Source organism: Pectobacterium aroidearum (genome assembly GCF_015689195.1).
GTDB classification, from domain to species: Bacteria; Pseudomonadota; Gammaproteobacteria; order Enterobacterales; family Enterobacteriaceae; genus Pectobacterium; species Pectobacterium aroidearum.
Genome location: NZ_CP065044.1, coordinates 2,314,977 through 2,340,325 on the forward strand (window position 1 = coordinate 2,314,977; position 25,349 = coordinate 2,340,325).

The window sequence follows — 25,349 nt, forward strand, 5'->3', positions numbered from 1 at the left end:
GATAAATCCTCTATTAACCTTTAATTCCGCTGCTGGTCACGCCTTGTACGAAGTAGCGCTGTGCCAGGAAGAAAACAATAATGGATGGCAGAATGGAGATGCTGGACATGGCCAGAATTTCATTCCACGGAGCGCCTTCAGTAACGTCGATAGACATTTTCAGCGCCAGCGCAATCGGATATTTATCCACGCTATAAACATAAATCAGCGGACCGATGAAGTCGTTCATTGACCACATGAACTGGAACAGCGCAACAGAGATGATGGCTGGTTTCAAAATCGGCACGACCACATACCACAGAACCTGGAAAGAGTTACAACCATCGATCTGGGCCGCTTCTTCCATATCACGTGGTACACCACGCAGAAACTGGATCAGCATGAACACAAAGAACCCTTGTGTTGCAAACGCTACCGGCAAGTACAGTGGCAGATAGCTGTTCAGCATGCCCATTTCACGGAACATGAGGTACTGAGGAATCAGCAACACGGTGCTTGGTAGCAGCATGGTGGCAATCAGCGTGGCAAACCAGAAATTCTTCCACGGAATGTCAAAGCGAGCGAAACCATAAGCCACAATCACCGAGGAGATGACGGTCAGAACCACTTTCGGAATCACATACTGGAAAGTGTTAATCATGTAGTGACCGAAATTGTATTCCGTACCGGTTTTCCAACCGTTAACGAAACCGTCCCAGGTAGCGTGAGCAGGCCACAGACCCAACGTAGTGAAGATCTCATGATTCGGCTTGAACGACGCCGAGAACATCCACGCCAATGGATAAAGCATCAGTAAACCAACAAACAGCAGTATCACGTAACGGATAGCGGCACTGAGTTTTTCTTTACGCAGCGTGCGGCGTACTTCTGCAGCAGCAACTTCTTGTGCTGTAGTCAGGTTTGAATGCATGTCAGCCATTTTTTCCTCCTTTATCAGCGGAGTAGAACACCCAGTATTTCGACGACTTAAAGGAGATAGACGCAAATACTGCAACAACCAGGAACAGAACCCATGCCAACGCAGCACCGTAACCCATATCGAAATACTTGAACGCCGTATCGTAGATATAGAGCGAGAACAGGTAGGTGTAGTGTGTTGGACCGCCGCCAGTAATGACGTAAGGCGCCGTAAACTCCTGGAATGCCTGAGTGGTCTGCATGATAAAGTTAAAGAAGATAACTGGTGTAATCAGCGGTACCGTTACTTTCAGGAACATTTGCCATTTGGATGCGCCATCGATCATTGCCGCTTCATACTGTGATTGCGGAACGTTCTGCAATGCAGCTAGGAAGATAACCATCGCGGAACCGAACTGCCATACGCGCAACAGTGTTACCGACATCAGTGCCAGAGACGGTTCGCCCAGCCAGTTGATGGCGTCAAAGCCAAACACGCCGAGGAAGCTGTTTAACAAACCATCGATGGCGAACAGTGCACGCCACAATACGGCGATTGCCACGCTGCTGCCCAGAATAGAAGGCACATAGTAAGCAGTACGGAAGAAACCGATACCACGCAATTTGAAATTAAGTACAAACGCAATTAACAGCGCGAAGATTAATTTCAATGGAATGGTCAGAAATACATAGGCAAAGGTAACGCCCATTGATTTCCAAAAGAGGTCATCCTCCAGGAACATGCGGTGATAGTTTTCTAGTCCCGTAAATTCAGGCGGATTTATCAAATCATACTCAGTAAAACTGAGGATAAATGACGAAACAAAGGGGAAAGCGGTAAAAACTATCAGCCCTATAATATAGGGGGAGATATAGGCTAACCCCAGCATTCTGTTTTCATTCATAATGCTTACCTATTGATTAATTGTGAACCATTAAAAAAAACATAAAATTAAGCTGTTAATAACTCTGGATAAATTAATTCCACGTCATAAACAATTCTATTTTCCCCGTTAACGTGAAAATCACCGTGAACATATCCACCCTGTGTCAGGTACGGCGGGATATCGTTTAATTTGTTGCGACAAGCGGCAACGAAAGTCAGTAAAGCCAGCGGATAGGTATCATCCAGACGAACATAACGATGCTGTGCGGAGCGAACAAACAGACCACGATGGAAATGTTGTTCAAACAAAACGTCAGCCAACTGCGCGGCGTAATGTGCCCAAGATTCTGATTGCTTGTGATCGGCCAGTTCGATGACGGTTAACAACAGTAACGGACTGGCGATGGATTGAATGTCTTCTTTATTCAGTCGCGTCAGCATGGTGTTAACCAGTGCGTACAGGTCCTCATCACCGCTCAGGCGATAAGCCCGAACCAGCGGTAATAAATAATCACCTTCTAATGCGAACGGTTTTAACTCCGTTCCTGCTTTGCCGTAGTAGCCATCACGTTTAAAACGGTAGCCTGTCATGTCCTGACCGTTGTTCCACATCGGGCGCAGCGTATTGCTGGTGACATCATAAGCGTATTGGTAGTAATTTTTTAACCCTGAAATAACCCAATCCAGTATTTCGGCATCAGGTTGCGTGCGGAGAATATCCAGCATTGCCAGTGGGTTATCAATCAGCAGGGGGCGCATATCGCGGAACAGCACATTGGCTTCACGCGCGATTTTACCGAACTCCGGACCAAACTGGCGTTGCGCGCGATCGCCAAACCAAGACTGCGTCTGGTTGTCATCTTCCGGCACCGGCTGGCGCTGCTGTGGTGAACTGAATTGATACACGGGCATACCGGTTTCTGGGTTGCGCGCCAAAACGTATTGGCGATAAAGGTGCTTACCCCAGGCTGCGGCGTGGCTGTCGCCCGTGTATTCTGCATATTTGAATGCGGCGTAAATCAGGTCTGTGCCTGCATTAACAAAAGTCAGCCCCTTGGTTAATGGCAGAACAGGCCACTGCGCCGGATCGACGACATCATGGCGGGCATGCAGGAAAACATTCGGATCGCGTTTCTTGCTGTAATCGCCATGGCGACCCAGATCCAGTGAATCCCAGTCTTCAACGTGCGCGTTCCAGAACCCCTGAAAGAAGTTCAGCGTCTTTTCCGCATTCACATGATGTAACAGCGCATAATAGGGCAGGTGGTGCTTTAATTCGTGCACCTGAGCTTTAGATTCTGGACCTTCACCGTCCAGCGTATCCAGATTAATAAAACGGTGACCACCCCAGTAGAATAGGCCGCTATTATCATCAACGAAGTGATCCAGGAAATATTCGCTTTGTGCGATAGCGTGCTGCTGGTAACTATCATTACCTGTAACTACGCTCATGGCGCACAGCGTTCTTAACCAATTTTGCTGGCTGGCAAAATTAGAAATAGGTGCGCTATGGCCATCCGGAAATTGCCACATTACTGGTGCATAATTTTCAACATCAAAACCGTCAGCCAATAATAGCGTCGGCTTAGTTTGGCTGCGGCCTTTATCCTGCACACAGGCAATATGACTATCAAGTGCTGCAACCCATTCGTCGAGCTGCGATTTCCTGCTGGTGTATAAGTTTTCAAAAATACTCATGGAGTACCTTCTTATGGAACCGTGGAACAGTTCCTTATAAATAGAAACACTGTTTTGATTGATTATATTGCGCTATTAACCTTGTCGTCATGCACGCAATATCGAAAGTGTGATCAAAGTCGGAACGTTGTTTTGATTTTTTTTAAGAAAGGATTGTGGCAGGAGAAAGAATCGTAAAAAGAGAAATAACAGGTTGAAAAATAAATAAAAAGCACAACCGAAATTGTGCTTTTTATCGTAAGTTGGCGAAATGCCGCTAAGAAAAACTGCGCTTAGCGAGCCAGCCAGCCGCCATCAACAGCAATCGTGTAACCGTTGATGTAGTCAGATGCGCTGGAAGCCAGGAATACTGATGGGCCCATCAGGTCCTGCGGTAAGCCCCAACGACCTGCCGGGATACGATCCAGAATTTCTTTACTGCGTTCTTCATCGGCGCGCAGCTGCTGGGTATTGTTGGTAGCCATATATCCCGGCGCAATTGCGTTGACGTTGATACCGTGTTTTGCCCATTCGTTCGCCATCAAACGAGTGATGCCCATAACGGCGCTTTTTGACGCAGTATAAGAAGGTACGCGGATACCACCCTGGAAGGACAGCATAGAAGCGATGTTGATGATCTTGCCGCCTTTACCTTGTTTGATGAACTGGCGCGCAACGGTCTGAGACATAAAGAACACGCTCTTAATGTTCAGGTTCATTACGTCGTCCCAGTTTTTCTCGCTGAAATCGATCGCATCTTCACGACGGATGATACCGGCGTTGTTGACCAGGATGTCAACGTGGCCAAATTCAGCAACGGCTTTTTCTACCAGTTCAGCATGACCAGCGACGTTGCTCATGTCAGCGGTCAGGCTCAGGAAACGGCGTCCCAGTGCAGTGACTTTTTCGATGGTGTCTTTCGGTTCAACGATGTTGACGCCGACGATATCACAACCGGCTTGTGCCAGACCGATAGCCATACCCTGACCCAAACCCGTATCACAACCAGTGATAAGAGCAACTTTACCTTGCAAATCAAAAGAATTTAAAATCATATCTCTAATCTCTCTATAAGCGACAATAATTAGTCGTTAGCTGTTACTGTAGGGAACACCGGTAATTCCGGTTGAAAGCGATTAACGTAACTCGCTAACCTTGACGTGATCCATGTCACCGAAAACCTGATTCTCGCCAACCATGCCCCAGATGAAGGTGTAGCGTCTGGTGCCAACACCGGAATGAATCGACCAGCTCGGTGAAATCACCGCCTGCTCGTTTTTTATAACTATGTGACGGGTTTCTTGCGGTTGACCCATCATGTGGAAAACGGCCGTTTCATCGTCCATGTCAAAATAGAAATAGACTTCCATTCGGCGCTCATGCGTATGGCAAGGCATGGTGTTCCATAGGCTGCCTTCGGCCAGCTTGGTTAATCCCATTGTGAGCTGGCAGGTCGGCAATACATCGGGAACGATGTATTTATTAATTGTACGGCGATTGCAACTGGCATCTTCACCCACAGTTTGTGGTGAGGCGTCAGCCTGAGTAATCTTGCGGGTAGGGTATGTCGTATGTGCTGGCGCGCTGTTGTAGTAGAACTTGGCGGGATTAGCCGCATCGGCGCTGGTAAATTGCACGTCTTTCACGCCCATACCAACATAGATTGCTTCTTCATTACCCACGTCATAGCGTTCGCCATCGACAGTCACGATGCCTGCGCCGCCAATGTTGATGGCGCCGAATTCGCGGCGTTCCAGGAAATAGCTGACGCCGAGTTGTTTGCCCACTTCACCGCCAATCGTCACGGCGCTGTGTACGGGCATAATGCCACCGACGATGATTCGGTCGATGTGGCTATAGGTCATAGTGTAGGCATCGGCAGAAAAAATCTGCTCGATCAGGAATTCACGACGTAGGCCGGCGGTATCCAGTTGCTTCGCGTGATCGCTGTGAATGCTTTGACGAACTTGCATTGCTTAGCCTCTCTTTCAGAGAAAAACAAAAATCAGGCGCGATTCCTGAAGCAGGAATCATTCCTGGTGAAAGCGCCGGGCGAAACAGATGATGTTGCGTGGCAGTGACAACGTCACCTGTTCCTCAACGTGCCCGGTTCTTTCTTGTTATGCGGGATGATAGTTTGGATGGGATGTTAATTCAATAAAAATGAAATAATGTTTTATTTATTTCTTGAGGGCCGTCATGGTTTTGCTTATTTTATGTTTCTTCTGGTACTGATGTGGCTAAAATGTCGCAATCCATAGTCATACACTCGTTGTCGTGCACGGTTTGTTGACGCAATAGAAGGTATGGGCAATACAAGCGTTAGAGGAGAGATGATAATGAGAAGATACTTTATTGATGATGAAACCCCGTGGGAAGAGCTGGGCGGTGGCATTAAACGTAAGATCATGACCTGGAGCGATGAGCTGATGATGGTCTATGTGCACTTTGATAAAGGTGCCATCGGTACGCCGCACTTTCATGAAATTCACGATCAGATCGCTTATGTTGCCGCTGGCAGCTTTGAAGTCGTGATCGAAGGTGAAAAACGTATCCTGAAAACCGGCGACGCCTATCTGGCGGTGAAAAACGAGATGCACGGCGTGGTCTCGTTGGAAGATGGTAGCGTCCTGATCGATGCTTTCTCGCCTAAGCGCGCTGATTTCCTGTAATACCTAAAGCGTGGTCAGTCGATTGGCTGACCACGCTTTCGTTATATCCTGCAATGTTTGTTTTCTATTCTTTCGCTTCTTTATTCCTACATTAAATTCCTACACTAGCAGCAGGTGTTCAGCGGTCAGCTGATTCAGGGAATCCAGCTTATAATCGGCTAACGCCCAGCGTGCATCAGCGCGGAATTCGGCCTGCGGAATAACGATTGAACGCATGCGTGCTGCCTTGGTGGCGATCATGCCATTCACCGAGTCTTCCAGCGTCACGCATTGCGTGGGGGAAACGCCGAGCGCGTTTGCTGCATTCAAATACACTTCAGGATGCGGTTTGCTATACGGCAGCGCTTCGGCTGACATTAAGACATCAAAGTAGTGATCCAGGTTAAACATGCGCAGCACCTGCTGCTGCATATGGAGCGGTGACGCGGAAGCCAGCCCAATTTTGAGATTCTGTTCACGGCATAGTTGAAGCGCATGCTCGACGCCGGGCAGAAGCGGGCGTTGTTCGGCAACGAGTTCAATGGCGCGTTCGATAATACGGCGAACAACCTCGTCCCGGCTTGGTGTCGTCCAGGGGGAGTACTGATACCAAAGTTCAACAACCATATCGATGCGCAGGCCCAGCGTGTCTTTCATTGTGTGTCGCAATGAAATATCAACGCCCAGCGAGGCGATCACCTCCAGCTCTGCTTTATCCCACAACGGTTCTGAATCAATCAGCAGCCCATCCATATCGAAAATCGCCGCTCGTATAGAAGAATCAAAGGACATACCACTGGCTCCGTCAGCAAAGAAAAAGGAAATTTAATGGTAAACTATACCCTAAAGAAGTCGAGTTGCAGGATAAAACGCGAAGCGTTTACCCATCAGGACAAGTTCCATGGACAGGCGAGGAATACAGTCAATACGCTCGCTGCTATATGAGAGGGGTAATGTCGCCATTGTGGCTTATCAGGCGGTGGGGGAGATAAAGTGTTGACTGCTCGTAAACTTACAGTAGGCTACCCGTCGTACTAAAACGATATATTACCGATGTTGCGTCGCTAAGAAGGGGTTCTCATGACGTATCAACAGGCTGGCCGTATTGCCGTCGTTAAACGCATTGCCGGATGGATCCTTTTTATTCCCGCGCTGCTTTCAACTTTCGTCTCGCTGGCTAACTATCTCTACGCGTATACCCAGAAAAAACAGGGTATTGACGCTGTTCTCTTGGATTTTCTGCATTTGATGGTCGACATGGTGCGCTTTAATACGCCTTTCCTGAACATTTTTTGGTTCAATTCGCCGGTGCCGGATTTTACGCGCTTTTTTAGTGCCGCGACGCTGATGTTTTGGCTGATCTACATTCTGATTTTTATTGGCCTAGCTTTGCAGGTTTCGGGTGCCCGGATGTCGCGTCAGGCGAAGGCAATAAAGGAAGGCATTGAAGATCAACTGATTCTGGAAAAGATGAAAGCGGATGGCGGGAACACGCGTGAGACGTTGGAATCACGCGTCATTGTTCCTGGGCATACGATTTTCGTGCAAGTCTTTCCGCTTTATATCCTGCCGGTGATTATCGCTGGTGTGGGTTATCTGGTGCTGCGCTTGTTAGGGCTACCCGTCTGAATGACGGTCTGGCGCAATGGTTGCGCCAGACTCCGTATCCTTCCTGTCCCATCTCTCATCTTAGAACAAACGTCTCACCCTAGATTAACAACTGCCGCTCAATGAGTTGTTGCGCCTCAACGATATGTTTGCCGCCGAAAAGATTGGCGCGGTTAAGCAGATAATAAATCTGGTAAATAGGCTGGCGATCGATAAAGCCTTTATCCAGCGGCCATACGCTTTGGTAGCCATCATAAATTTGTGCGGGCAGGGCTGGGTAGCGCGGCAACATCGCCAAATCACATTCTCTGTCCCCCCAATAGCAGGCCGGATCGAACAGATAAGCGCCATCCTGGCTATTCGCACAGTTATCTGGCCACAGGTCGCCGTGCAAGAGAGACGGCTGTGGCTGATGCCCCGCCAGACGTTCTTCTACGCGTGCGATCAGTGTTTCAATGTGACCAAAATGCATCCCTTTTTCTGCTGCTAGCTGTAACTGCCATCCAATACGCTGTTCGGCAAAAAAGGTCGCCCAGCGCCGCTGCCAGCTGTTTGGCTGAGGCGTGGTTGAGAGATCATTGTCGAAATCCAGTCCAAATTGCGGCTGGTCGCTCCATTGGTGCAGACGCGCTAACTGCTCGCCCAGACACCAGGCACTGTGGGCATCCAACGGTTTAACGGGCAGGAATTGCAGAAGCAGGAAGCTGTGATCGCGTGAACTACCGACACCATAAACATCTGGCACACGCACGGTATTGCTGCGGCTTAGCAGGTGCAGTTGATCGGCTTCAGCAGTGAATTTAGCCAACATTTCACGACTATCGCATTTTACGAAGACGTCATGATCGCCGTAACGGACATACCAGGCTGGATGTATTTCACCACCGGGCAGTTCGCGGTGTTCCTGAATATCCGCAGTACCGTGATGCTCTTCCAAAAGTCGGCTGATAGCTTGCCACATAAGGTCATCCTCCCGTTGATGTTGCCGATACCCTGCTATTCACTGGGGTGATTCGTTTACGGTAACCCATTGAGCGCAATAAAAATGGAATCTATAGCACACTGATAACAATAGGCGCAGATAGCGAGAAACAAGTATAGTCGGAATTAAAAATAGCGGGGTTAGGATAACGACCAATCTGCCGGATGAAGGCAGAGAATCGTGATGAGTGACGTAACCGGCAGCGATCTTCCGGTTACGTCAGGCTAAGAGGCTTGCAGCGAGTAAGCGCTATAGCGCGTCGGTGACAACCTGAGATGCCGACTGACGACGCAGTTTTAGCTGGTGGTACGTCAGCGCCAGCGTGAAGAACAAGGCCTGAACGATAACGATGCAAGGGCCTGTCGCGCCATCGATATAGAAACTGATCAGCGTACCAGCGATACAGGAAATGACGGAAACCAGCGTGGCGACAAGCACCATGCGCTCGAAGCGCTTGCAGACCATAAAGGCAATAATGCCCGGCGCAATCAGCATCGCAATCACCAGAATAACGCCGACAGCCTGTAGTGATGCGACAATCGTCATCGCCAGCAGGCTTAGCAATCCATAGTGCAGCAGCTTAACGGGCAGGCCGATGACTCGGGCATGGTTGGGGTCGAAGCAGTACAGCATGAAATCTCGCCGTTTCAATAAGACAATACCCAGCGTCACCCCGGCAATCAGTAAGATTTGCGTCAGCTCTTGCTGAGTGATGCCCAGCACGTTACCAAACAAGATATGGTTTAGATGCTGATCGGTATCAATACGCGCGAACATGACGAGCCCCAGCGCAAACATACCGGAAAAGATGATCCCCATTACCGTATCTTCTTTTACACGGCTGTGTTCTTTCACGTATCCCGTCGCGACTGCACAAAAAATACCGGAAACGAAAGCGCCGATGACCAGCGGGATCCCCAGTAAAAACGCGACAACGATACCGGGCAGCACGGCATGGGAAATGGCATCACCCATTAGCGACCAGCCTTTCAGCACCAGATAGCACGACAGTACCGCGCAGACCGTACCGGTGACGACGGCGGCAAGTAACGCACGTTGCATGAAGGGATAGGTCAGTGGGTCAATTAACCAGCTCATCAGCGTCATAATGCATCTCCTGATTGATCGCGTAGCCGCAGGCGGCGCGATGCCAGCAACCCGTGCTTGGGGGCAAAGACAAACGCCAACAGGAAGACGACGGTTTGCAAGGTGACAATCACGCCGCCAGTTGCGCCATCAAGGAAAAAGCTCAGATACGCACCCACGGCGCTGGTAATGGCGCCCAGTGCAATAGAAATCACAACCAGACGACCAAACCGATCGGTGAGCAGGTAAGCGGTAGCACCCGGTGTAATCACCATTGCGATTACCAAAATCGCCCCGACGGTTTGCAACGCCGCGACAGTACAGGCGCTCAACAGCGTAAAGAACAGAATTTTCAGCTTCAGCGGCGAAAGGCCAATCGAACGGGCGTGATTTTCATCGAAGAACACGGCTAGCAGATCTTTCCACAGCAGGCAGAGAATCAGGAACGTTACACCAATGATGATTTCAACTTGCAGAATATCTTCGTCGGCAATGCCCAAAATATTGCCGAAAATGATGGATTGCACGTTAACCGATGTCGGATTAAGCGAAATGATCAGCAGACCGACAGCGAAAAACGTTGAGAAAATAAAGCCGATAATCGCATCTTCGCGCAATCGGGTAATGTGACGGATGAGGGTCATCGCCAGCGCGGCGAGCATTCCGGTAAAAAATGCCCCCGCCGCGTAGGGCAGGCCCAACGCATAGGCACCTGCAACACCGGGAACGACAGAGTGGGAAAGCGCATCGCCCATCAGCGACCAGCCTTTCAGCATCAGGTACGCCGAAAGAAAAGCGCATACGCCGCCGACAATCGCGCTGACCCAGATCGCTTTGACCATGTAGTTATAGCTGAATGGCTGCAACAGGATATCGATCATCAGGGCTGCTTCTCCTCCGGTATTGTACGCGACGCAGGAGGATCGCTCTTGGTCGAACCGTAGAACACAGCCGGACGTTCATCGTCTGTCAGCACTGTCACCGAGCGTACATCGTCATCATCGTGAAGATGAGATCCGCCAAGGTTGATGTGTCGCAGAACGCCACCGAACGTTTTCTCCAAATTGCTTTGTGTGAAGGTGCTGTGCGTCGGCCCGGCAGCTAAAACGGTACGATTGACCAAAATAACGTTGTCGCAAAACTCTGGAACGCTGCCAAGGTTATGGGTTGCCACCAGAATCAAATGGCCTTCATCACGCAACGTGCGCAGCAGATCGATAATGGCGTTCTCTGTTTTAACGTCTACGCCGGTGAAAGGTTCATCCAGCAGTAACACGCTGCCTTGTTGAGCCAGTGCCCGCGCCAGAAATACCCGTTTTTTTTGACCGCCGGAGAGTTCACCGATTTGGCGATGTTGCAGCGTCGATAGCCCAACGCGTTCCAGTGATTCCGCGACAATGGTGCGATCCTGTTTACTCGGGATGCGCAGGAAATTCATCCGTCCGTAGCGTCCCATCATGACAACATCGGACACCAGAACGGGAAAATTCCAGTCTACATCCTCTGTTTGTGGAACATAAGCAACCAGATTCTGTTTCAGCGCCTGATAGATCGGTTGCTGATTGAGCAGTACCTGCCCAGAGGTAGGCTTGACCAACCCCATAATGCTTTTGAACAGCGTCGATTTTCCACTGCCGTTTACGCCAACCAATGCGCAAATCGTACCGCCGGTCAGGGAAAATGAGGCGTGGCGAATAGCTTGATGCCCGTTGCTGTAAGTAACTGAAACATCATTGACTTCTAATGACTGTACTGCTCGATCGCTACTCATTGATTAAATCCTTTCGCGATGGTTTCCACCGTCACTTGTAACAGGTCGATATAGGTTGGCACAGGGCCTTTTTCTGTAGACAGCGAATCAACATACAGCACGCCGCCATATTTAGCCCCCGTTTCCTTGCTGACCTGTTTGGCTGGTTTATCGGAAACGGTGCTTTCGCTAAATACCACAGGAATAGATTTTTCGCGCACGGTATCGATAACCCGACGCACTTGCTGCGGAGAGCCTTGCTCGTCGGCATTGATTGGCCAGAGGTAGACCTCATTGAACTGATAATCCTTCGTCAGATAGCTGAAGGCGCCTTCACTGGTGACTAACCAACGCTGTTGCTCTGGAATGCGGGAGAGACGCTCACGCAGCGGTGCGTCGAGAGCCTTAATTTTTTCTGCATAGGCTTTGGCATTACGATTATATGTCTCTGCATTAGCAGGATCGGCTTGCACCAGGCCTTTGCGGATATTTTCAATATAGATTAATGCATTGGAGGGAGACATCCAGGCATGCGGGTTTGGGTTGCCATTATAAGCACCTTCGCGAATCGGAAGCGGCGTGATGCCTTCCGTTACTACAACGGCGGGCACATTTTTCACGTTTTCAAAAAAGCGCGTAAACCAGCGCTCAAGATTCATTCCGTTCCACAGTACCAACTGCGCAGACTGTGTTTTCACAATATCGCGCGGTGTCGGTTGATAATCATGAATCTCGGCACCGGGTTTGGTGATGGATTCGACGGTCGCGGCATCGCCTGCAATATTCTGTGCGATATCCTGAATGATGGTAAAGGTGGTGATGACTTTAAGCTTTTCAGCCGCTTGAGCGGAGGTACCAGCTAAAAGCAGTAACACGCACGGCAGTGCGATGCGACGAAACAGGGCGGGTAAACGGGCGTGAAAACCAATCATGAGGATATCCTTACAAACCGTGAAAGTGTTACTTGAGAATAATTATCAATATCATTTAAGTCAAGAGGCAGAAAAGGGCAGGGAGGCAATATTGGAGGGTGTCTCATGACACAATAAATCACTGTTCGCAGGCTCGTTGCACGCGCTTGCGCGGGTAAGGAACGCATCATGCTCCTTTAGTAACAGAAATGTTGCTTTAATTTAATGAATCGTACTTAAGGTTACAACGAAAGTCTAACGGTAACGGTAGTGAACTGTCGCGCGACTATACATAGTTATACACATGGTGAAATTTACGCCAAAAAAAGAGATAAATCTGATGTAACCTTAAGAAAACAACGGTAGCTGCCGATAAACCATAAAGAATGTGAGAGATGTCTCTATTTTATACGAAAGGATTGTAAGTGATATGAGCACAAAATCAGAACGACGTTGGAAGCTGGCAAGTTTGGTCCTATTGACTTTTTTAATGGCATTATTAGTGTTGTTGGTTCAAACAAGTTAATTCCTGACGTAACGAAAGGTTAGGTTATAAATAATTTCTATTATGTAATGTATTAATGCAAAAGATATAGATAGCATAAAAATGGCAATCGATTTTAAGCATTGATATAAGCAGTGACTGCTATCGGGCACGCGTGTTGTTAGCGTTCAATATCTCTTCATCGTCGCCCGCCAATTATAGCTTTTTGTTATGATTACTGGTGCGACTGTGTCAGAAATGCGACGGTTGTCGCGTATTTTTCTGCATAATAGAATCCAGTGGGCGCTTATTGTACGGGGGCAGAAGCAACCTCTGAATATAGGCGCCAGCTAACCTTATCGTGTATTAATGAATCAGGGATGACGTGAATTTGTGCGGCATGTCCACGACTGATAAAAAATGCCTTGCCATTGATTACATAGTGTGTAATAACGCTTCTGGGTAAAACGAGGTACAGTTCTGTATATGAATGGCATTTTCAGTAAAGAAGACTTAAGTACAACCTTTAGCGTTGCATGCTGCTTCTCTGCCGATCCTTATCTTAGTGCCTCAAGCAGTAACGACTTTGGTTTGTCTGTATAACGCCTTTTTGGCGGTTTAAACAATTAAAGGAAATATTTGAAATGGCAAAGATTAAAGGTCAGGTTAAGTGGTTCAACGAGTCTAAAGGCTTTGGTTTCATCACTCCTGCTGACGGCAGCAAAGATGTATTCGTACACTTCTCTGCAATTCAAGGCAACGGCTTCAAAACTCTGGCTGAAGGCCAGAACGTAGAATTCGAAATTCAGGATGGCCAGAAAGGTCCTTCCGCAGTAAACGTCACTGCGCTGTAATTTTACAGCTCTGTTGCAAAACCCGCCATGGTGCGGGTTTTTTGTTGTCTGCGTTTTATCTTTACCCGTGACGCAATAAAGATGTTTTTAATGAGGAAAATGTGCCGATGAGTTATCAGTGTCCGCTATGCCAGTTACCTCTGGAGCGACACCCGCGGCAATGGACGTGTGGTAAACATAGCTTTGACTGTGCGAAAGAAGGGTACGTCAACCTGTTGCCGGTGCAGTTTAAGCGTTCAAAACAGCCTGGCGACAGTGCCGAAATGATGCAGGCGCGGCGCAGTTTTCTGGAAGCCGGTCACTATCAACCGCTACGCGACGCTGTTGCACAACACGTTGATACTATTGTGGCAAGTGACGCTACTGCACTGTTGGACATCGGCTGTGGCGAAGGATATTACACCGCGGAGCTGGCGCATCGTCTCACCTCGCACAGAACGATGACGGTCTACGGACTGGATGTATCCAAAGCGGCGATTCAGCGTGCGGCAAAGCGGTATGAAAGTGTTGAGTTTTGCGTTGCATCCAGCCAGAGACTGCCTTTTCGCGACGCATCCCTTGATGCAGTGGTAAAAATCTACGCGCCGTGTAATGACGCTGAGCTACAGCGCACCATTAAGGTGGGTGGTTGGGCTGTGACGGTGTCTCCGGGGCCGCGACACCTTTATCAACTGAAAGCGGAAGTCTACGATGAGGTGTTATTACACCCGAGTAAAGATGAAGTGCTCGCTGGCTTTCAGCTTATGGATCAGCAAACGCTCGCGTACCCGATGCAGTTATCCGGGAACGAGGCTGCCGCACTATTGCAAATGACGCCTTTTGCCTGGCGGGCAACGCCAGACGTTAGCGAGCGATTGCGAGCGACTGCCGTATTTAGTTGTGAAACGGATTTTATTATTCGCTTGCATCAGCGTGTTGATAGCGTCGTCGTCGCTTAATTAAGCAGAATAAAAAACGGGCAGCGCGATAGTCGGGCTGCCCGTTAGTGTAGATGTGTTTTATCAGGCGGCGTAGCCGAGATGCTCATACAGGATATTACATCCGATACCAATCAGAACCAGCCCACCCATCACTTCTGCTTTTTTACCAAGAATTGGGCCAATATAGCGGCCAATCATCATTCCAAGCGTAACCATAATCATAGTGGCGCAACCAATCACCATCGCAGTATGGAGAATATTGACCTGAAGGAAAGCCAGACCGACGCCGATGGCCATGGCATCCAGACTGGTGGCAATAGCTGTGCAGACCAGCAGCGCCAGGCTATGATTTTTTACTTTTTCGCAGCGACAGTCTGAAGAACCTTTGAATCCTTCAACGACCATACGTCCGCCTAAGATCAGTAAGAGCGTAAAGGCAACCCAGTGATCCCACTCGAGAATATATTGGCTGGCAAAGAAACCAAGTGCCCAACCGATGAGTGGGGTGATAGCTTCAATAACGCCGAAAATGAGACCAGTACGAATGGCATCACGGAAACGAGGATTATGCAGGACGGCACCTTTACCGATTGACGCGGCGAAGGCATCCATTGACATACCAAATGCTAGGATAAGTGTTGCTGACATATTCATTGTAAATAGCCTCGGCTGGACGATTAACCATATACACGCAGATCATCCCCAACCCGAACGACGATCTTACGTGTCTATGGTCTCGCCTGCCAATCACGCTTGGCCGCCCGCACCACGTTCATGCTCCGGTAAATTAGGAGATAAAACGAGTATGTTGATACGAGCATTTCTGATTAGTTCGGTGAATATTAATTAATCAGAAATCGGCTACTCCCCAATGACGGCGCAACCTTACCATATTATTTATGCAGTAAACAACACTAAAAGTTTTACGTGTTAATAATGCAATTGATAATTATTTTCATTTGATTGCTGAAATCGACTAATCGTATAAAATAACGACAAGGTTATTGGGGTTAAAATACCACCAGGAAATCAGGTGTATATTATTGGCTATTTTAAATAATTTCCCTGATAAGCTTACCTCATTGATTCTCAATCATAAATTTATATATTTTTTCTAAATCATCAAGCTGCGTAACCTGTATCAATAAACGGCGTTTTTCAAGAGCAATGACTAATACGCCATCCTCAGATAAATTCATATTTTTAATTCTGGCATAAGGAATGAATATATTTGCATAAAAGAAACCGGTTGATTTAAAAACCAGTTTAGGTCGACGAATATAAGCCAGATAACACGCCATGAAAGCGAGAGAAATCAAAAGATAGGTAGTGAGAATAGCGCCATTACTCATCACATTTTGATAAATAAGAATCCCCACTAAGCCGATAAAAATCAGCGTATCGAGCCGATTCGTCCGTTTCAGCGGGACGAAGAGCAACGTTTTCCCTTTGCGTTTATCCATGATGAACTCATCATAGATGGAGTAAATCAACGCTAATGCAATCAACACGACCAGCGCGATATCTGTCATTGTCATTCGTATTACCCTTGCCTGTTATGTATCTGTATTCGCTAAGCATTCATATCCGTTAAACATCCATATCCGTTAAACATCCCGATAATAAAAAGCGCAGGGAACATTTTTCAACGTTGCTTGCGACGGCACGCAGGGGGGCGGACAAGGATGTTCATCATAAAAAAATGGCCGGACGTATTGGCGCCCGGCCATTGAATATTACACGCCGAGCAGACCGATCCAGTATCCGAAGATACCAATGGCGAAGAAGCCCATAATCAGCCACAGTGCGTTCACTTTGCGCCGTAACAGCCACATACAGCCGAACGTCAGCAATAGGGGAACGAGCCCAGGCATAAGCTGATCAAGGATGGATTGAACGGTTGTCACCGTGGTTTCACCGTTCTGGTTCGTCACCGTCGACACCACCATCGGAATGTTGACGTGCGTCCATTTATTGACCAACGCCCCCATGACGAATAGACCGAGAATAGAGGCAGCCTCGGTCATTTTTTGCAGGAAGCCGCCGCCCATATCGCTAACGATATCAATTCCTTTACGGTAGCCGTAAGCGACGCCATAGTAGCGCACCAGCAGGCGAACCAAATTGAACAGGACGAAGAAGAGGACAGGCCCTAACAGGCTGCCGCTCATGGCAATCCCCGCGCCCAGTGCAGCGAATACCGGACGGGCGGTGCCCCAGAATATCGGGTCGCCGACGCCAGCCAGTGGCCCCATCAGCCCGACTTTCAGGCCGTTTATTGCCGCGTCATCAATGGGAGCGCCATTCGCGCGTTGCTCTTCCATCGCCATCGTTACGCCGAGTACCGGAGCCGCAACAAAGGGCTGTGTATTGAAGAACTCCAGATGGCGCTTGATCGCCTGTTTACGCTCTTCCGAGTTTTCAGGATAAAGACGGCGAATTACCGGCACCATGGAAAAACAGAAGCCGAGTGCCTGCATACGTTCAAAGTTCCAGGAGCCTTGAAACAGGTTGGAACGAATAAACACCGCGCGGATGTCGCTGTCAGTGAGTTTTTTGACATTCGTGTTTTCGACCATTTTTCTCACTCCTGTTAATCCAGTTCGTTATCAAGGTCGTTATTGCCTGATGAAACCGGCTGGCCTTGAACCTTGTTATATTTCGGGCTGAGCTGGATATACAGCATCGCCATCACAATACCGATTACGCCCAGCGCCACCAGATTGAACTCGGTGAACGCAGCGGTAACGAAGCCAAGATAGAAGAACGGCATCAGGTAGCCTGCACGCATCATGTTGATGACCATCGCGTAACCGACGACGACAATCATGCCACCGGCGATATTCAGACCGTTGGTGACCACTTCCGGGATAGAATTCAGCATGGCGTGGACGGCATCGGTGCCGACGGAAACCGCGACAATGACCGCAGGGATCGCGATGCGCATCGCTTGTAGCAGCAGTGCGGAGACGTGAATCCAACTGATGGCTGTCAGATTACCTCGCTCTGCCGCGCTATCAGCCGCATGTTGGAACGCGACTGTGATGGTACGAACAATGATGGTTAATACTTGTCCGGCTGCGGCGAGCGGAATCGCCAGCGCAATCCCGGCGCCGATCCCCTGACCGCCGGCAATAACCAGAATGGTTGAAATAATCGAGGCCAGGGCCGCATCCGGTGCGACGGCCGCACCGATGTTCATCCAGCCTAATGCGATCATTTCCAGCGTACCGCCAATAATGATCCCGGTTTTTAAATCACCTAATACTGCGCCAATCAGCGTACAGGCGACGAGTGGACGGTGGAACTGGAATTCATCAAGAATTGAACCCATCCCCGAAACACACGCGACGAGAAATATCAGCACAATTTGAAGTGTGGTAATCTCCATCGTACTTCTCCTATAAAATGTGTCTGAGTAAAAATAAATCGCCATCCCCATTGTTTTTCTATATCGACATAAAGCGTTGCAATATCGACATAAATACCTATCTTGAAAATCGCCAGGGCTATAAAGCTATTATTGATGGTGACATTCGCGTTAATCACATTCGCATTGCGATAGGTATCAGCGCGGCATTTTGTTAATTAAATCCATCATTTTAAGCCGGGTATCGGTTGAGACTTTTCGAACCTCCAATTCAATTCCGCGTTTATCTAATTCTCGGAATGCAGCGATATCCTTCTCATCGATAGAAACAGCGTTATTGACCTGCGTTTTTCCCTGTTTGAATGCCATTCCGCCAATATTGACCGAAGTGATTTTTACGCCATTTTCGATCAGCGTTAATACATCCGTCGGATTGGTGAACAGTAACATCACGCGATCGGCGGCATATTTGGGGTTGTCATAAACACGAACGGCTTTTGCCACATCCACCACGTGAGCGGTAACGCCCGGTGGCGCAACCTGAGTCAACAACGTTTTACGCACGTGATCGGCGGCGACTTCATCGCTGACGACAATAATGCGCGAAACATTGGTTTCTTTCGTCCATCGGGTGGCGACCTGACCATGAATCAGACGGTCATCGATACGCGCCAGTCCTATCTTCATGTGTTCACCGGATCCTGCTGGTGTGGGAACGGCGTTGGCTTTTGGAGCTGGTGGAGGGGAAGGGGGCGTTGCCTTGGGTTTTTCCTGATGCTTCAGCGCTTTTACGCCATCTCTACCGGCTTCAAGAGCGATGGAAACCAGAGCGGAGAAGGAAGGATCATCATCCCGAGCCATAAAGGTTTCTGCCAACATGGGGATATTCACGCCAGCGATAACATCATGGTTTTCTTTGTCGGTGACGAGGCGACTGGCGGCGTTAAACGGGCTGCCGCCCCAAGTATCAACGAGAAACAGCACGCCTTGCGATGTGTCCAACTGCGTGAGTTTTTCCTGATATTTTTCTATCAAGGTTTCGGCGTTTTCTCCAGGAACGAAATCGATCCAGGCGACGTTACTTTGCTCGCCAAGGATCATTTCTGCTGTCTTTAACAGCGGTCCCGCAGTGGCGCCGTGAGTGCATAACATTATGGCAATACTCACTTGCTACCTCCTCACGTTCACGATCAAAAAGAGTCAATGTGTCAGGAAACAGGGTTAACGCTGAGCTACTGAATGTTAACCGTCGCGGTATTAGTATGGCTGCAAGAAAAAATTTTACCGTGGATTCATGACATTCACTGTGTTCCTCCAGGTTGTCAGGCGAGAAATCGTGACTGACAGATTTATTTTACTTATCGAAAAAATAAATAGTGTGATGATGCTCTAATGCTGACCAGTTAGGCGTGCGCCTAAAAGGGGGCAAAATAGGAAAATTAGAACGCGTTATCAATGCGAAGCAGGTCTAAGAAATTCTTTGTGAAAATTGGTAACAACCTGTTAGAGTAAACGTCCCTTAAATTGCTTAGGAGCACCGGGCATCAGCCCTTCCCATGGACTGTCACCGACAAAACGTTCTCTGTTTTCCCGCTAATGCTGGCGGTTTTCTGTACTCAGCTGGTCACTCAGACCACACTCAGAATCTCTCTGATTCACATCAACTCTTTTTATTACCATTCAATGCGGCTCATGCATTGATGTCATCTGCTCGTTCATTTTCTGGAGTCTGACATGGAATTTTTGCTAGATCCTTCAATCTGGGCAGGCCTATTGACGCTGGTGGTACTTGAAATTGTTCTGGGTATCGACAATTTGGTGTTTATCGCTATTTTGGCGGATAAATTACCCCCCAAGCAGCGAGATAAAGCCCGCATTATCGGTTTAAGCCTGGCGTTGTTAATGCGTCTGGGTCTGTTGTCTTTGATTTCCTGGATGGTCACCCTGACGCGTCCATTGTTTAGCCTTGGCGATTTCAGCTTCTCAGGTCGTGACCTGATTTTGCTGTTCGGCGGTATGTTCCTCTTGTTCAAAGCCACGATGGAGTTGCATGAACGGTTAGAGAACAAAACGCACGATGGTAACGGCAATCGCGCTCACGCCAGTTTCTGGGCCGTGGTGGCGCAGATCGTCGTGCTGGATGCCGTGTTCTCGCTGGACGCCGTGATTACTGCCGTGGGAATGGTAGATCACCTGGGCGTGATGATGACGGCGGTGATCATTGCGATGGGCGTCATGCTGATTGCTTCTAAGCCACTGACTCGATTCGTCAACGAGCATCCAACCGTGGTTGTTCTGTGTCTCAGCTTCTTGCTGATGATTGGTCTGAGCCTGATGGCGGAAGGTCTTGGCTTCCACATTCCGAAAGGCTACCTGTATGCCGCGATTGGTTTCTCTATCCTGATCGAGCTGTTTAACCAGATTGCCCGTCATAACTTTATGAAGCATCAGTCGCACCGTCCTTTGCGTGAGCGTACCGCAGAGGCCATTCTGCGCCTGATGGGCTCGCGGAAAAACACGGATGATCTGGATGCGGATGAACCGCAGAAGAAACTCACGACAGAGGAATTCGCTGAGGAAGAGCGCAATATGATCAGCGGCGTGCTGACATTGGCGTCGCGTTCGCTGCGCAGTGTGATGACGCCACGTACGGAAATTTCCTGGGTGGATAGCGAAAGTTCTGTCGAGCAGATCCGTATGCAATTGCTGGACACACCTCACAGCCTGTTCCCAATATGCCGCGGTTCTCTGGATGAACTTATCGGCGTTGTCCGTGCTAAAGATCTGCTGGTGGCGTTGGAAACACAGACCGATGTGGAAAGCTTTGCCGCAGCGAATCCGCCAATTGTCGTACCAGAAACGCTGGATGTGATAAACCTGCTGCCCGTTCTGCGCCGTGCGAAAGGCAGTCTGGTCATCATCGCCAACGAATTTGGCGTGGTACAAGGGTTGGTAACGCCGCTGGACGTGCTGGAAGCGATTGCGGGTGAGTTCCCGGATGAAGACGAAACGTTGGATATCATCCCTGACGGCGAAGGCTGGCTGGTAAAAGGTGGAACGGATCTACACGCTCTGCAACAGGTGGTGGATAGCAGCGATCTGGTTGATCCGAAGGAAGATTATGCTTCACTGGCTGGTATGCTATTAGCGCACAGTGATGAGTTCCCGAAAGTCGGTGCCATCATTGAGTTGTACAACTTACGCTTCCATATCATTGAGGTTTCCGAATACCGCATTGAACTGGTTCGTGTGGAACGCATTGTGGATGAGGATGACGCTGAAGAAGCGTAATGCGATCTGCGTAAGTGAACTGCAAAAATAAAGCCCCGCCAAATTGGCGGGGCTTTTTGTGATCTACGGTAAAAGCCGTGACGAGAACGGATTAATCACACTGCACTTTTAATCACACTGTACTTTGATCGCCAGCCCGCCTCGTGAAGTTTCGCGGTATTTGGCGTTCATGTCTTTACCCGTTTCGTACATGGTTTCAATAACCTTATCCAGCGAGACGCGCGGTTCGCTGGTGCGGCGGGTTGCCATGCGAGCGGCGTTAATCGCCTTAACGGAAGCAATCGCGTTACGTTCGATGCACGGAACCTGTACCTGACCAGCAACCGGATCGCAGGTTAAGCCCAGATTGTGTTCCATACCGATCTCGGCAGCGACGCAAACTTGTTCCGGGCTGGCGCCCATCAGTTCTGCCAGTCCCGCGGCGGCCATCGAGCAGGCCACGCCGACTTCACCCTGACAGCCCACTTCGGCACCGGAGATGGAGGCATTCATTTTATACAGAATGCCGACCGCGCCTGCCGCGAGGAAATAGCGGATATAAATGGTCGGGCTAACCGGTTCGATAAAGTGGTCGTAATAGGCGAGAACAGCGGGGACGATGCCACACGCGCCATTTGTTGGCGCGGTAACCACGCGGCCGCCTGCTGCGTTTTCTTCATTCACCGCGAGTGCGAACATATTAACCCAGTCCACCACGTTCATTGGGTCGTTGGACAGCTTGTCGGAAGACACCAGCATACGACGCAGTGCAGAGGCACGACGCGGTACGCGCAGCGGGCCCGGCAGCACGCCTTCGGTGTTCATGCCGCGATCGATACAAGCACGCATCGTCTGCCAGATATCGGCAAAGTACGCGTCAATCTCCTGACGGCTGTGTAGCGCCAGTTCGTTACGCATCACCATTCCAGAAAGCGAAAGGCCGCTCTGTTTACAGTGCTCCAGCATCTCTTTGGCAGAATGGAATGTGTAAGGAACGGAGACGTCAGTGGCGGTGTCTTTGCCAAAATGCTCTTCATCGACGATAAAACCACCGCCGATGGAGTAATAGGTTTTGCTATAAACTTCTTTATTGCTGGCAAAGGCGGTGATGGTCATGCCGTTTTCGTGCAATGGCAGATTTTCACTGCGGAAAACCATGCCGCCTTCGCGTGGGAAATCGACTTCATGCTGCCCATTAGCCAGCAGCAGGCGTTCGCGTTGCTCAACATCGCGGATAAAGCCGGGGATGGCATCGATATCAACCGTATCCGGCATGTTGCCCGCCAGACCCATGATGATGGCGATATCTGTGTGGTGACCTTTACCCGTTAGCGACAGCGAGCCATACACATCGACGGCAATACGCGTCGTCGCGGTCAGTAAATCCTGGTTGATCAATTCATCGACAAATTGCTTACCGGCTTTCATCGGTCCAACCGTATGAGAGCTAGAGGGGCCAATACCGATCTTAAACATGTCGAAAACGCTTATCACGCGAAACTCCTCAAAGACTCAGGGTTGTCTCCACCCTTTATTTTCCGATCGTCTACGTCCGGTTCCTTCACCACAATCAGCTGTTTATGCTGCTAATTATCTGGTTTTTTCGGTTCTGGCGAGACATGACCTGAATTTTAGTGGATATCTACCCAAAGATTAGAATAAAACTCGTCAAATCGCGCTATTGTAGTGTGGAATATGTTGTGTGGCTTTCTTTTTCGCATGAAATAAACTTATGGCACGGCACAATTTAACTTATCTCAAATGTGCGCTAAGTCATTGTAAATTATCTCAGCGAATGCTTTTTGAGCAGGAAGCCCACTTTTAAAATAGGGATATTTAGTGAGGGAAAAGAAGTGGTGAGCCAAAAGCCGCGCTATGCGGCTGTAAGTTTAGGGTCTGTCGGAAATCTGTAAGGCGAGCTGGTGGATGATGGCAGCCGTCAGCCCCCAGACAAACTGTTGCTGATACCAGGAGAGATAAACCCGATGGCGCTGCTGTTTGCGCTCGATATCCAGCGGATAATAGCGTGTTAGCGCGAAAGCCTCGTCCAACGGCATTTCAAACAGCTCGGCGACTTCGTCTTCATTGGGATGGAAGCGGGTCTGTGCGGCGATGAGGCCGACAACTGGCGTGACCTGAAAGCCGCTGACGCTGTCCAGCGGCGGTAATACACCCAGCACCTGAACGTTTTCTGGTGGGATAGCCACTTCTTCCTGTGCTTCACGCAGCGCCGTTTCGATGAGCGAACGGTCGGTTTTGTCTGCCGCCCCGCCGGGGAACGCCACTTGGCCTGCATGTTTACGTAAGTCTGCAGAACGTCGGGTCAATAACAGCGTGGGCGTAGGATGGCAAATAATTGGCACCAGAACTGCGGCCTGACGCTGCTGGTGCACAGGCCGCAGCGATGGCGGAAGCTGTAGCTGAAAGCGCGTAATAAAGTCGTTCAGCGCAAAGGCCGTTGGCGGCAAGACGATCTCACTCATTGATTCGGTACCTGAATTGTCTGGGAACCATCCAATAGGGGAAGAATACGGCCCACTTTATCAAACGTTTCCTGATATTCAGCCTGTTCTTTACTGTCAGCAACGATGCCGCCGCCCGCCCAGCAGTAAATTCTACCGCGTTCGGTTAATAACGTCCTGATGGTGATATTGGTGTCCATCGTGCCGCACAGACTGATATAGCCGATGCTACCGCAGTAAGCATTGCGGCGTTGAGGCTCCAGCTCTTCAATGATCTGCATGGCGCGGATTTTGGGCGCACCGGTAATCGACCCCCCGGGAAAACAGGCGCGTAGCAGCGTGGTTGCAGGACAATCATCCGGTAGCTGTGCCTCGATCGTACTGACCAGATGGTGCACGGCGGGAAAGGGTTCGACAACAAACAGTTCCGGCACGCGGACACTGCCCGGAACCGCGACGCGCCCGATGTCGTTACGCAGAAGATCGACAATCATCAGGTTTTCTGAACGGTCTTTCTCTGAAGCAGCCAACCGGGCTGCCTGCTGTTTATCCGCTTCCGAATCTACCAGGCGCGGCAGCGTGCCTTTAATTGGGCGCGTTTGAATGCGCTGATCTTCCAGCCAGAGAAAACGTTCTGGTGATACGCTGATAACGGTATTTTCCGGTAGACGCAGGAAGGCTGAAAAGGGCGCTTTATTGCCTGCGGACAGGCGTAAAAACGCCTGCCATTCATCGCCATGGTAAGCCGCAGAAAAACGCTGCGCCAGATTGACCTGATAACAGTCTCCCGCCAGAAGGTAGTCCTGTATTTTGCGGAATTTTTCGCCGTACGCATCGCGTGACATATTCGGCTGCCAGGCACCGGCGAGGGTGAAATCGGCTTTCGGGGCGCTAACGGGTGGATTGGCTAGCCAGTCGAGCCGCGCCTGAAGGGAATGATGTACGATCAGCGTTAACGTCTGTCGGTGGTGGTCGGCAACCAGCGCCCAATCGTATAAACCGACTGCCATATCCGGCAGGTCGATGTCCCGTTCAGCCTGAGTAGGCAGCGCTTCAATCTGACGACCCAAATCATAGCCGAACAAACCCAGTGCGCCCCCCTGAAAAGGGAAATCAGAATGTGCGTCAGCAGGCAATGCCAGCGTATCAATCTGCTGTTGCAGCAGAACAAATGGATCTCCCTCTACGGGATTCGTTACGCCGTCACGTGTGATTTCAGTCCTGTTTCCCCGCGTGCACAGCGTGACTCGCGGATCCGCGACCATAATATCGAAGCGATTGTGCGGATGATCGGCAAACCCGGAATGCAGCAACATCGCCCATGGCTGTTGGGAAAAGGGGGCAAAGCGATCGAGCAGCACAGTCGGGTAGTAAGGCAGCGTGTGATAGAGAACGGCGGAGCCCATCGCGGTGGCCGAATCGCTGATGTTGGTTACGTGGGTCGTATTGGCGGCAGTCATGTTCTTCGTGTTGTGTCTATTATTAGGGTGTCGATTTCACTGACCACAGCGTACCACAAAGCAGAAATGCTGGTGTATGCC

At 49.6% G+C, this 25,349-nt stretch carries 25 protein-coding genes; 6 read left to right on the plus strand and 19 right to left on the minus strand.

What is annotated here, in order from left to right; translation table 11 throughout:
• Positions 1-13 precede the first annotated feature (13 nt).
• The 5 genes from I2D83_RS10370 to kduI form a co-directional block, all read right to left on the minus strand.
• On the minus strand, positions 14-919 hold the full coding sequence (locus I2D83_RS10370) for a carbohydrate ABC transporter permease (RefSeq protein WP_010299968.1): 906 nt from the start codon (positions 917-919) through the stop codon (positions 14-16).
• Complete coding sequence (locus I2D83_RS10375) at positions 912-1,802, minus strand: carbohydrate ABC transporter permease (RefSeq protein ID WP_005968854.1); 891 nt, start codon at positions 1,800-1,802, stop codon at positions 912-914. Before I2D83_RS10375 ends, I2D83_RS10370 begins: the two co-directional genes overlap by 8 nt.
• 47 nt (positions 1,803-1,849) lie before the next feature.
• The gene (pelW, locus tag I2D83_RS10380) at positions 1,850-3,481 is read right to left on the minus strand and encodes a pectate disaccharide-lyase PelW (RefSeq protein WP_181828466.1); all 1,632 of its coding nucleotides are present in this window, start codon (positions 3,479-3,481) and stop codon (positions 1,850-1,852) included.
• 272 nt (positions 3,482-3,753) lie between these two features.
• Positions 3,754-4,515, minus strand: coding sequence for a 2-dehydro-3-deoxy-D-gluconate 5-dehydrogenase KduD (gene kduD, locus I2D83_RS10385; RefSeq protein WP_015840148.1), 762 nt, complete (start codon positions 4,513-4,515; stop codon positions 3,754-3,756).
• Between the two features lie 81 nt (positions 4,516-4,596).
• Positions 4,597-5,433 carry a 5-dehydro-4-deoxy-D-glucuronate isomerase gene (gene kduI / locus I2D83_RS10390; RefSeq protein WP_015840149.1) on the minus strand — a complete coding sequence of 279 codons (837 nt, stop codon included), beginning with the start codon at positions 5,431-5,433 and terminating at the stop codon, positions 4,597-4,599.
• A gap of 366 nt (positions 5,434-5,799) precedes the next feature.
• Here kduI and I2D83_RS10395 point away from each other — a divergent pair, with 366 nt between their 5' ends.
• Complete coding sequence (locus I2D83_RS10395) at positions 5,800-6,132, plus strand: cupin domain-containing protein (protein ID WP_010275594.1); 333 nt, start codon at positions 5,800-5,802, stop codon at positions 6,130-6,132.
• Between the two features lie 99 nt (positions 6,133-6,231).
• Here the strand turns inward: I2D83_RS10395 and hxpB are convergent, their stop codons facing one another.
• Complete coding sequence (hxpB, locus tag I2D83_RS10400; RefSeq protein WP_205948055.1) at positions 6,232-6,903, minus strand: hexitol phosphatase HxpB; 672 nt, start codon at positions 6,901-6,903, stop codon at positions 6,232-6,234.
• Between the two features lie 288 nt (positions 6,904-7,191).
• Here hxpB and I2D83_RS10405 point away from each other — a divergent pair, with 288 nt between their 5' ends.
• Positions 7,192-7,740 (plus strand): YniB family protein, encoded by a 549-nt coding sequence (locus tag I2D83_RS10405; RefSeq protein WP_205948056.1) that lies wholly within the window; start codon positions 7,192-7,194, stop codon positions 7,738-7,740.
• Positions 7,741-7,819: 79 nt separating this feature from the next.
• Here I2D83_RS10405 and I2D83_RS10410 read toward each other — a convergent pair whose 3' ends face one another.
• The 5 genes from I2D83_RS10410 to I2D83_RS10430 form a co-directional block, all read right to left on the minus strand.
• Positions 7,820-8,680, minus strand: coding sequence for a fructosamine kinase family protein (locus I2D83_RS10410; protein WP_205948057.1), 861 nt, complete (start codon positions 8,678-8,680; stop codon positions 7,820-7,822).
• A gap of 270 nt (positions 8,681-8,950) precedes the next feature.
• Positions 8,951-9,808: a metal ABC transporter permease gene (locus I2D83_RS10415; RefSeq protein ID WP_015840154.1), complete on the minus strand. Its 858-nt coding sequence runs from the start codon at positions 9,806-9,808 to the stop codon at positions 8,951-8,953.
• A complete protein-coding gene (locus I2D83_RS10420) occupies positions 9,805-10,668 on the minus strand; it encodes a metal ABC transporter permease (RefSeq protein ID WP_180776874.1) in 864 nt (287 codons plus the stop codon). The genes I2D83_RS10415 and I2D83_RS10420 overlap by 4 nt, the downstream gene beginning before the upstream one ends.
• Entirely contained in the window at positions 10,668-11,558 is an 891-nt protein-coding gene (locus I2D83_RS10425; RefSeq protein ID WP_180776873.1) for a manganese/iron ABC transporter ATP-binding protein, read from the minus strand. The genes I2D83_RS10420 and I2D83_RS10425 overlap by 1 nt, the downstream gene beginning before the upstream one ends.
• Positions 11,555-12,469 (minus strand): metal ABC transporter substrate-binding protein, encoded by a 915-nt coding sequence (locus tag I2D83_RS10430; protein ID WP_205948058.1) that lies wholly within the window; start codon positions 12,467-12,469, stop codon positions 11,555-11,557. The genes I2D83_RS10425 and I2D83_RS10430 overlap by 4 nt, the downstream gene beginning before the upstream one ends.
• A 949-nt stretch (positions 12,470-13,418) precedes the next feature.
• Here I2D83_RS10430 and I2D83_RS10435 point away from each other — a divergent pair.
• The 3 genes from I2D83_RS10435 to rlmA all read left to right on the plus strand — a co-directional run bounded on the left by I2D83_RS10435 (position 13,419) and on the right by rlmA (position 14,724).
• A complete protein-coding gene (locus I2D83_RS10435; RefSeq protein WP_085996916.1) occupies positions 13,419-13,535 on the plus strand; it encodes a DUF2627 domain-containing protein in 117 nt (38 codons plus the stop codon).
• Between the two features lie 41 nt (positions 13,536-13,576).
• Positions 13,577-13,786, plus strand: a complete 210-nt coding sequence (gene cspE, locus I2D83_RS10440) for a transcription antiterminator/RNA stability regulator CspE (protein WP_005968829.1) — start codon at positions 13,577-13,579, stop codon at positions 13,784-13,786.
• A gap of 107 nt (positions 13,787-13,893) precedes the next feature.
• Complete coding sequence (rlmA, locus tag I2D83_RS10445; protein WP_205948059.1) at positions 13,894-14,724, plus strand: 23S rRNA (guanine(745)-N(1))-methyltransferase; 831 nt, start codon at positions 13,894-13,896, stop codon at positions 14,722-14,724.
• Positions 14,725-14,787: 63 nt separating this feature from the next.
• Here rlmA and mntP read toward each other — a convergent pair whose 3' ends face one another.
• The 5 genes from mntP to manX all read right to left on the minus strand — a co-directional run bounded on the left by mntP (position 14,788) and on the right by manX (position 19,243).
• Positions 14,788-15,360 (minus strand): manganese efflux pump MntP, encoded by a 573-nt coding sequence (mntP, locus tag I2D83_RS10450; RefSeq protein WP_015840159.1) that lies wholly within the window; start codon positions 15,358-15,360, stop codon positions 14,788-14,790.
• 425 nt (positions 15,361-15,785) lie between these two features.
• Positions 15,786-16,244: a DUF986 family protein gene (locus tag I2D83_RS10455; RefSeq protein WP_205948060.1), complete on the minus strand. Its 459-nt coding sequence runs from the start codon at positions 16,242-16,244 to the stop codon at positions 15,786-15,788.
• A 198-nt stretch (positions 16,245-16,442) separates the two neighbouring features.
• Positions 16,443-17,285 carry a PTS mannose transporter subunit IID gene (locus tag I2D83_RS10460; RefSeq protein ID WP_014699846.1) on the minus strand — a complete coding sequence of 281 codons (843 nt, stop codon included), beginning with the start codon at positions 17,283-17,285 and terminating at the stop codon, positions 16,443-16,445.
• A gap of 14 nt (positions 17,286-17,299) precedes the next feature.
• Positions 17,300-18,097, minus strand: coding sequence for a PTS mannose/fructose/sorbose transporter subunit IIC (locus tag I2D83_RS10465; RefSeq protein ID WP_205948061.1), 798 nt, complete (start codon positions 18,095-18,097; stop codon positions 17,300-17,302).
• Between the two features lie 177 nt (positions 18,098-18,274).
• Positions 18,275-19,243, minus strand: a complete 969-nt coding sequence (gene manX, locus I2D83_RS10470) for a PTS mannose transporter subunit IIAB (protein ID WP_181844170.1) — start codon at positions 19,241-19,243, stop codon at positions 18,275-18,277.
• 567 nt (positions 19,244-19,810) lie between these two features.
• On the opposite strand from manX, the gene I2D83_RS10475 reads away from it, so the two are divergent.
• Positions 19,811-21,367, plus strand: a complete 1,557-nt coding sequence (locus tag I2D83_RS10475) for a TerC family protein (protein WP_015840163.1) — start codon at positions 19,811-19,813, stop codon at positions 21,365-21,367.
• Between the two features lie 108 nt (positions 21,368-21,475).
• Here I2D83_RS10475 and sdaA read toward each other — a convergent pair whose 3' ends face one another.
• The 3 genes from sdaA to pabB form a co-directional block, all read right to left on the minus strand.
• Positions 21,476-22,840, minus strand: a complete 1,365-nt coding sequence (sdaA, locus tag I2D83_RS10480) for an L-serine ammonia-lyase (RefSeq protein WP_180776868.1) — start codon at positions 22,838-22,840, stop codon at positions 21,476-21,478.
• Positions 22,841-23,235: 395 nt separating this feature from the next.
• Positions 23,236-23,829 carry a CoA pyrophosphatase gene (locus tag I2D83_RS10485; RefSeq protein WP_180776867.1) on the minus strand — a complete coding sequence of 198 codons (594 nt, stop codon included), beginning with the start codon at positions 23,827-23,829 and terminating at the stop codon, positions 23,236-23,238.
• The gene (pabB, locus tag I2D83_RS10490; RefSeq protein WP_205948062.1) at positions 23,826-25,268 is read right to left on the minus strand and encodes an aminodeoxychorismate synthase component 1; all 1,443 of its coding nucleotides are present in this window, start codon (positions 25,266-25,268) and stop codon (positions 23,826-23,828) included. The genes I2D83_RS10485 and pabB overlap by 4 nt, the downstream gene beginning before the upstream one ends.
• Positions 25,269-25,349 lie beyond the last annotated feature (81 nt).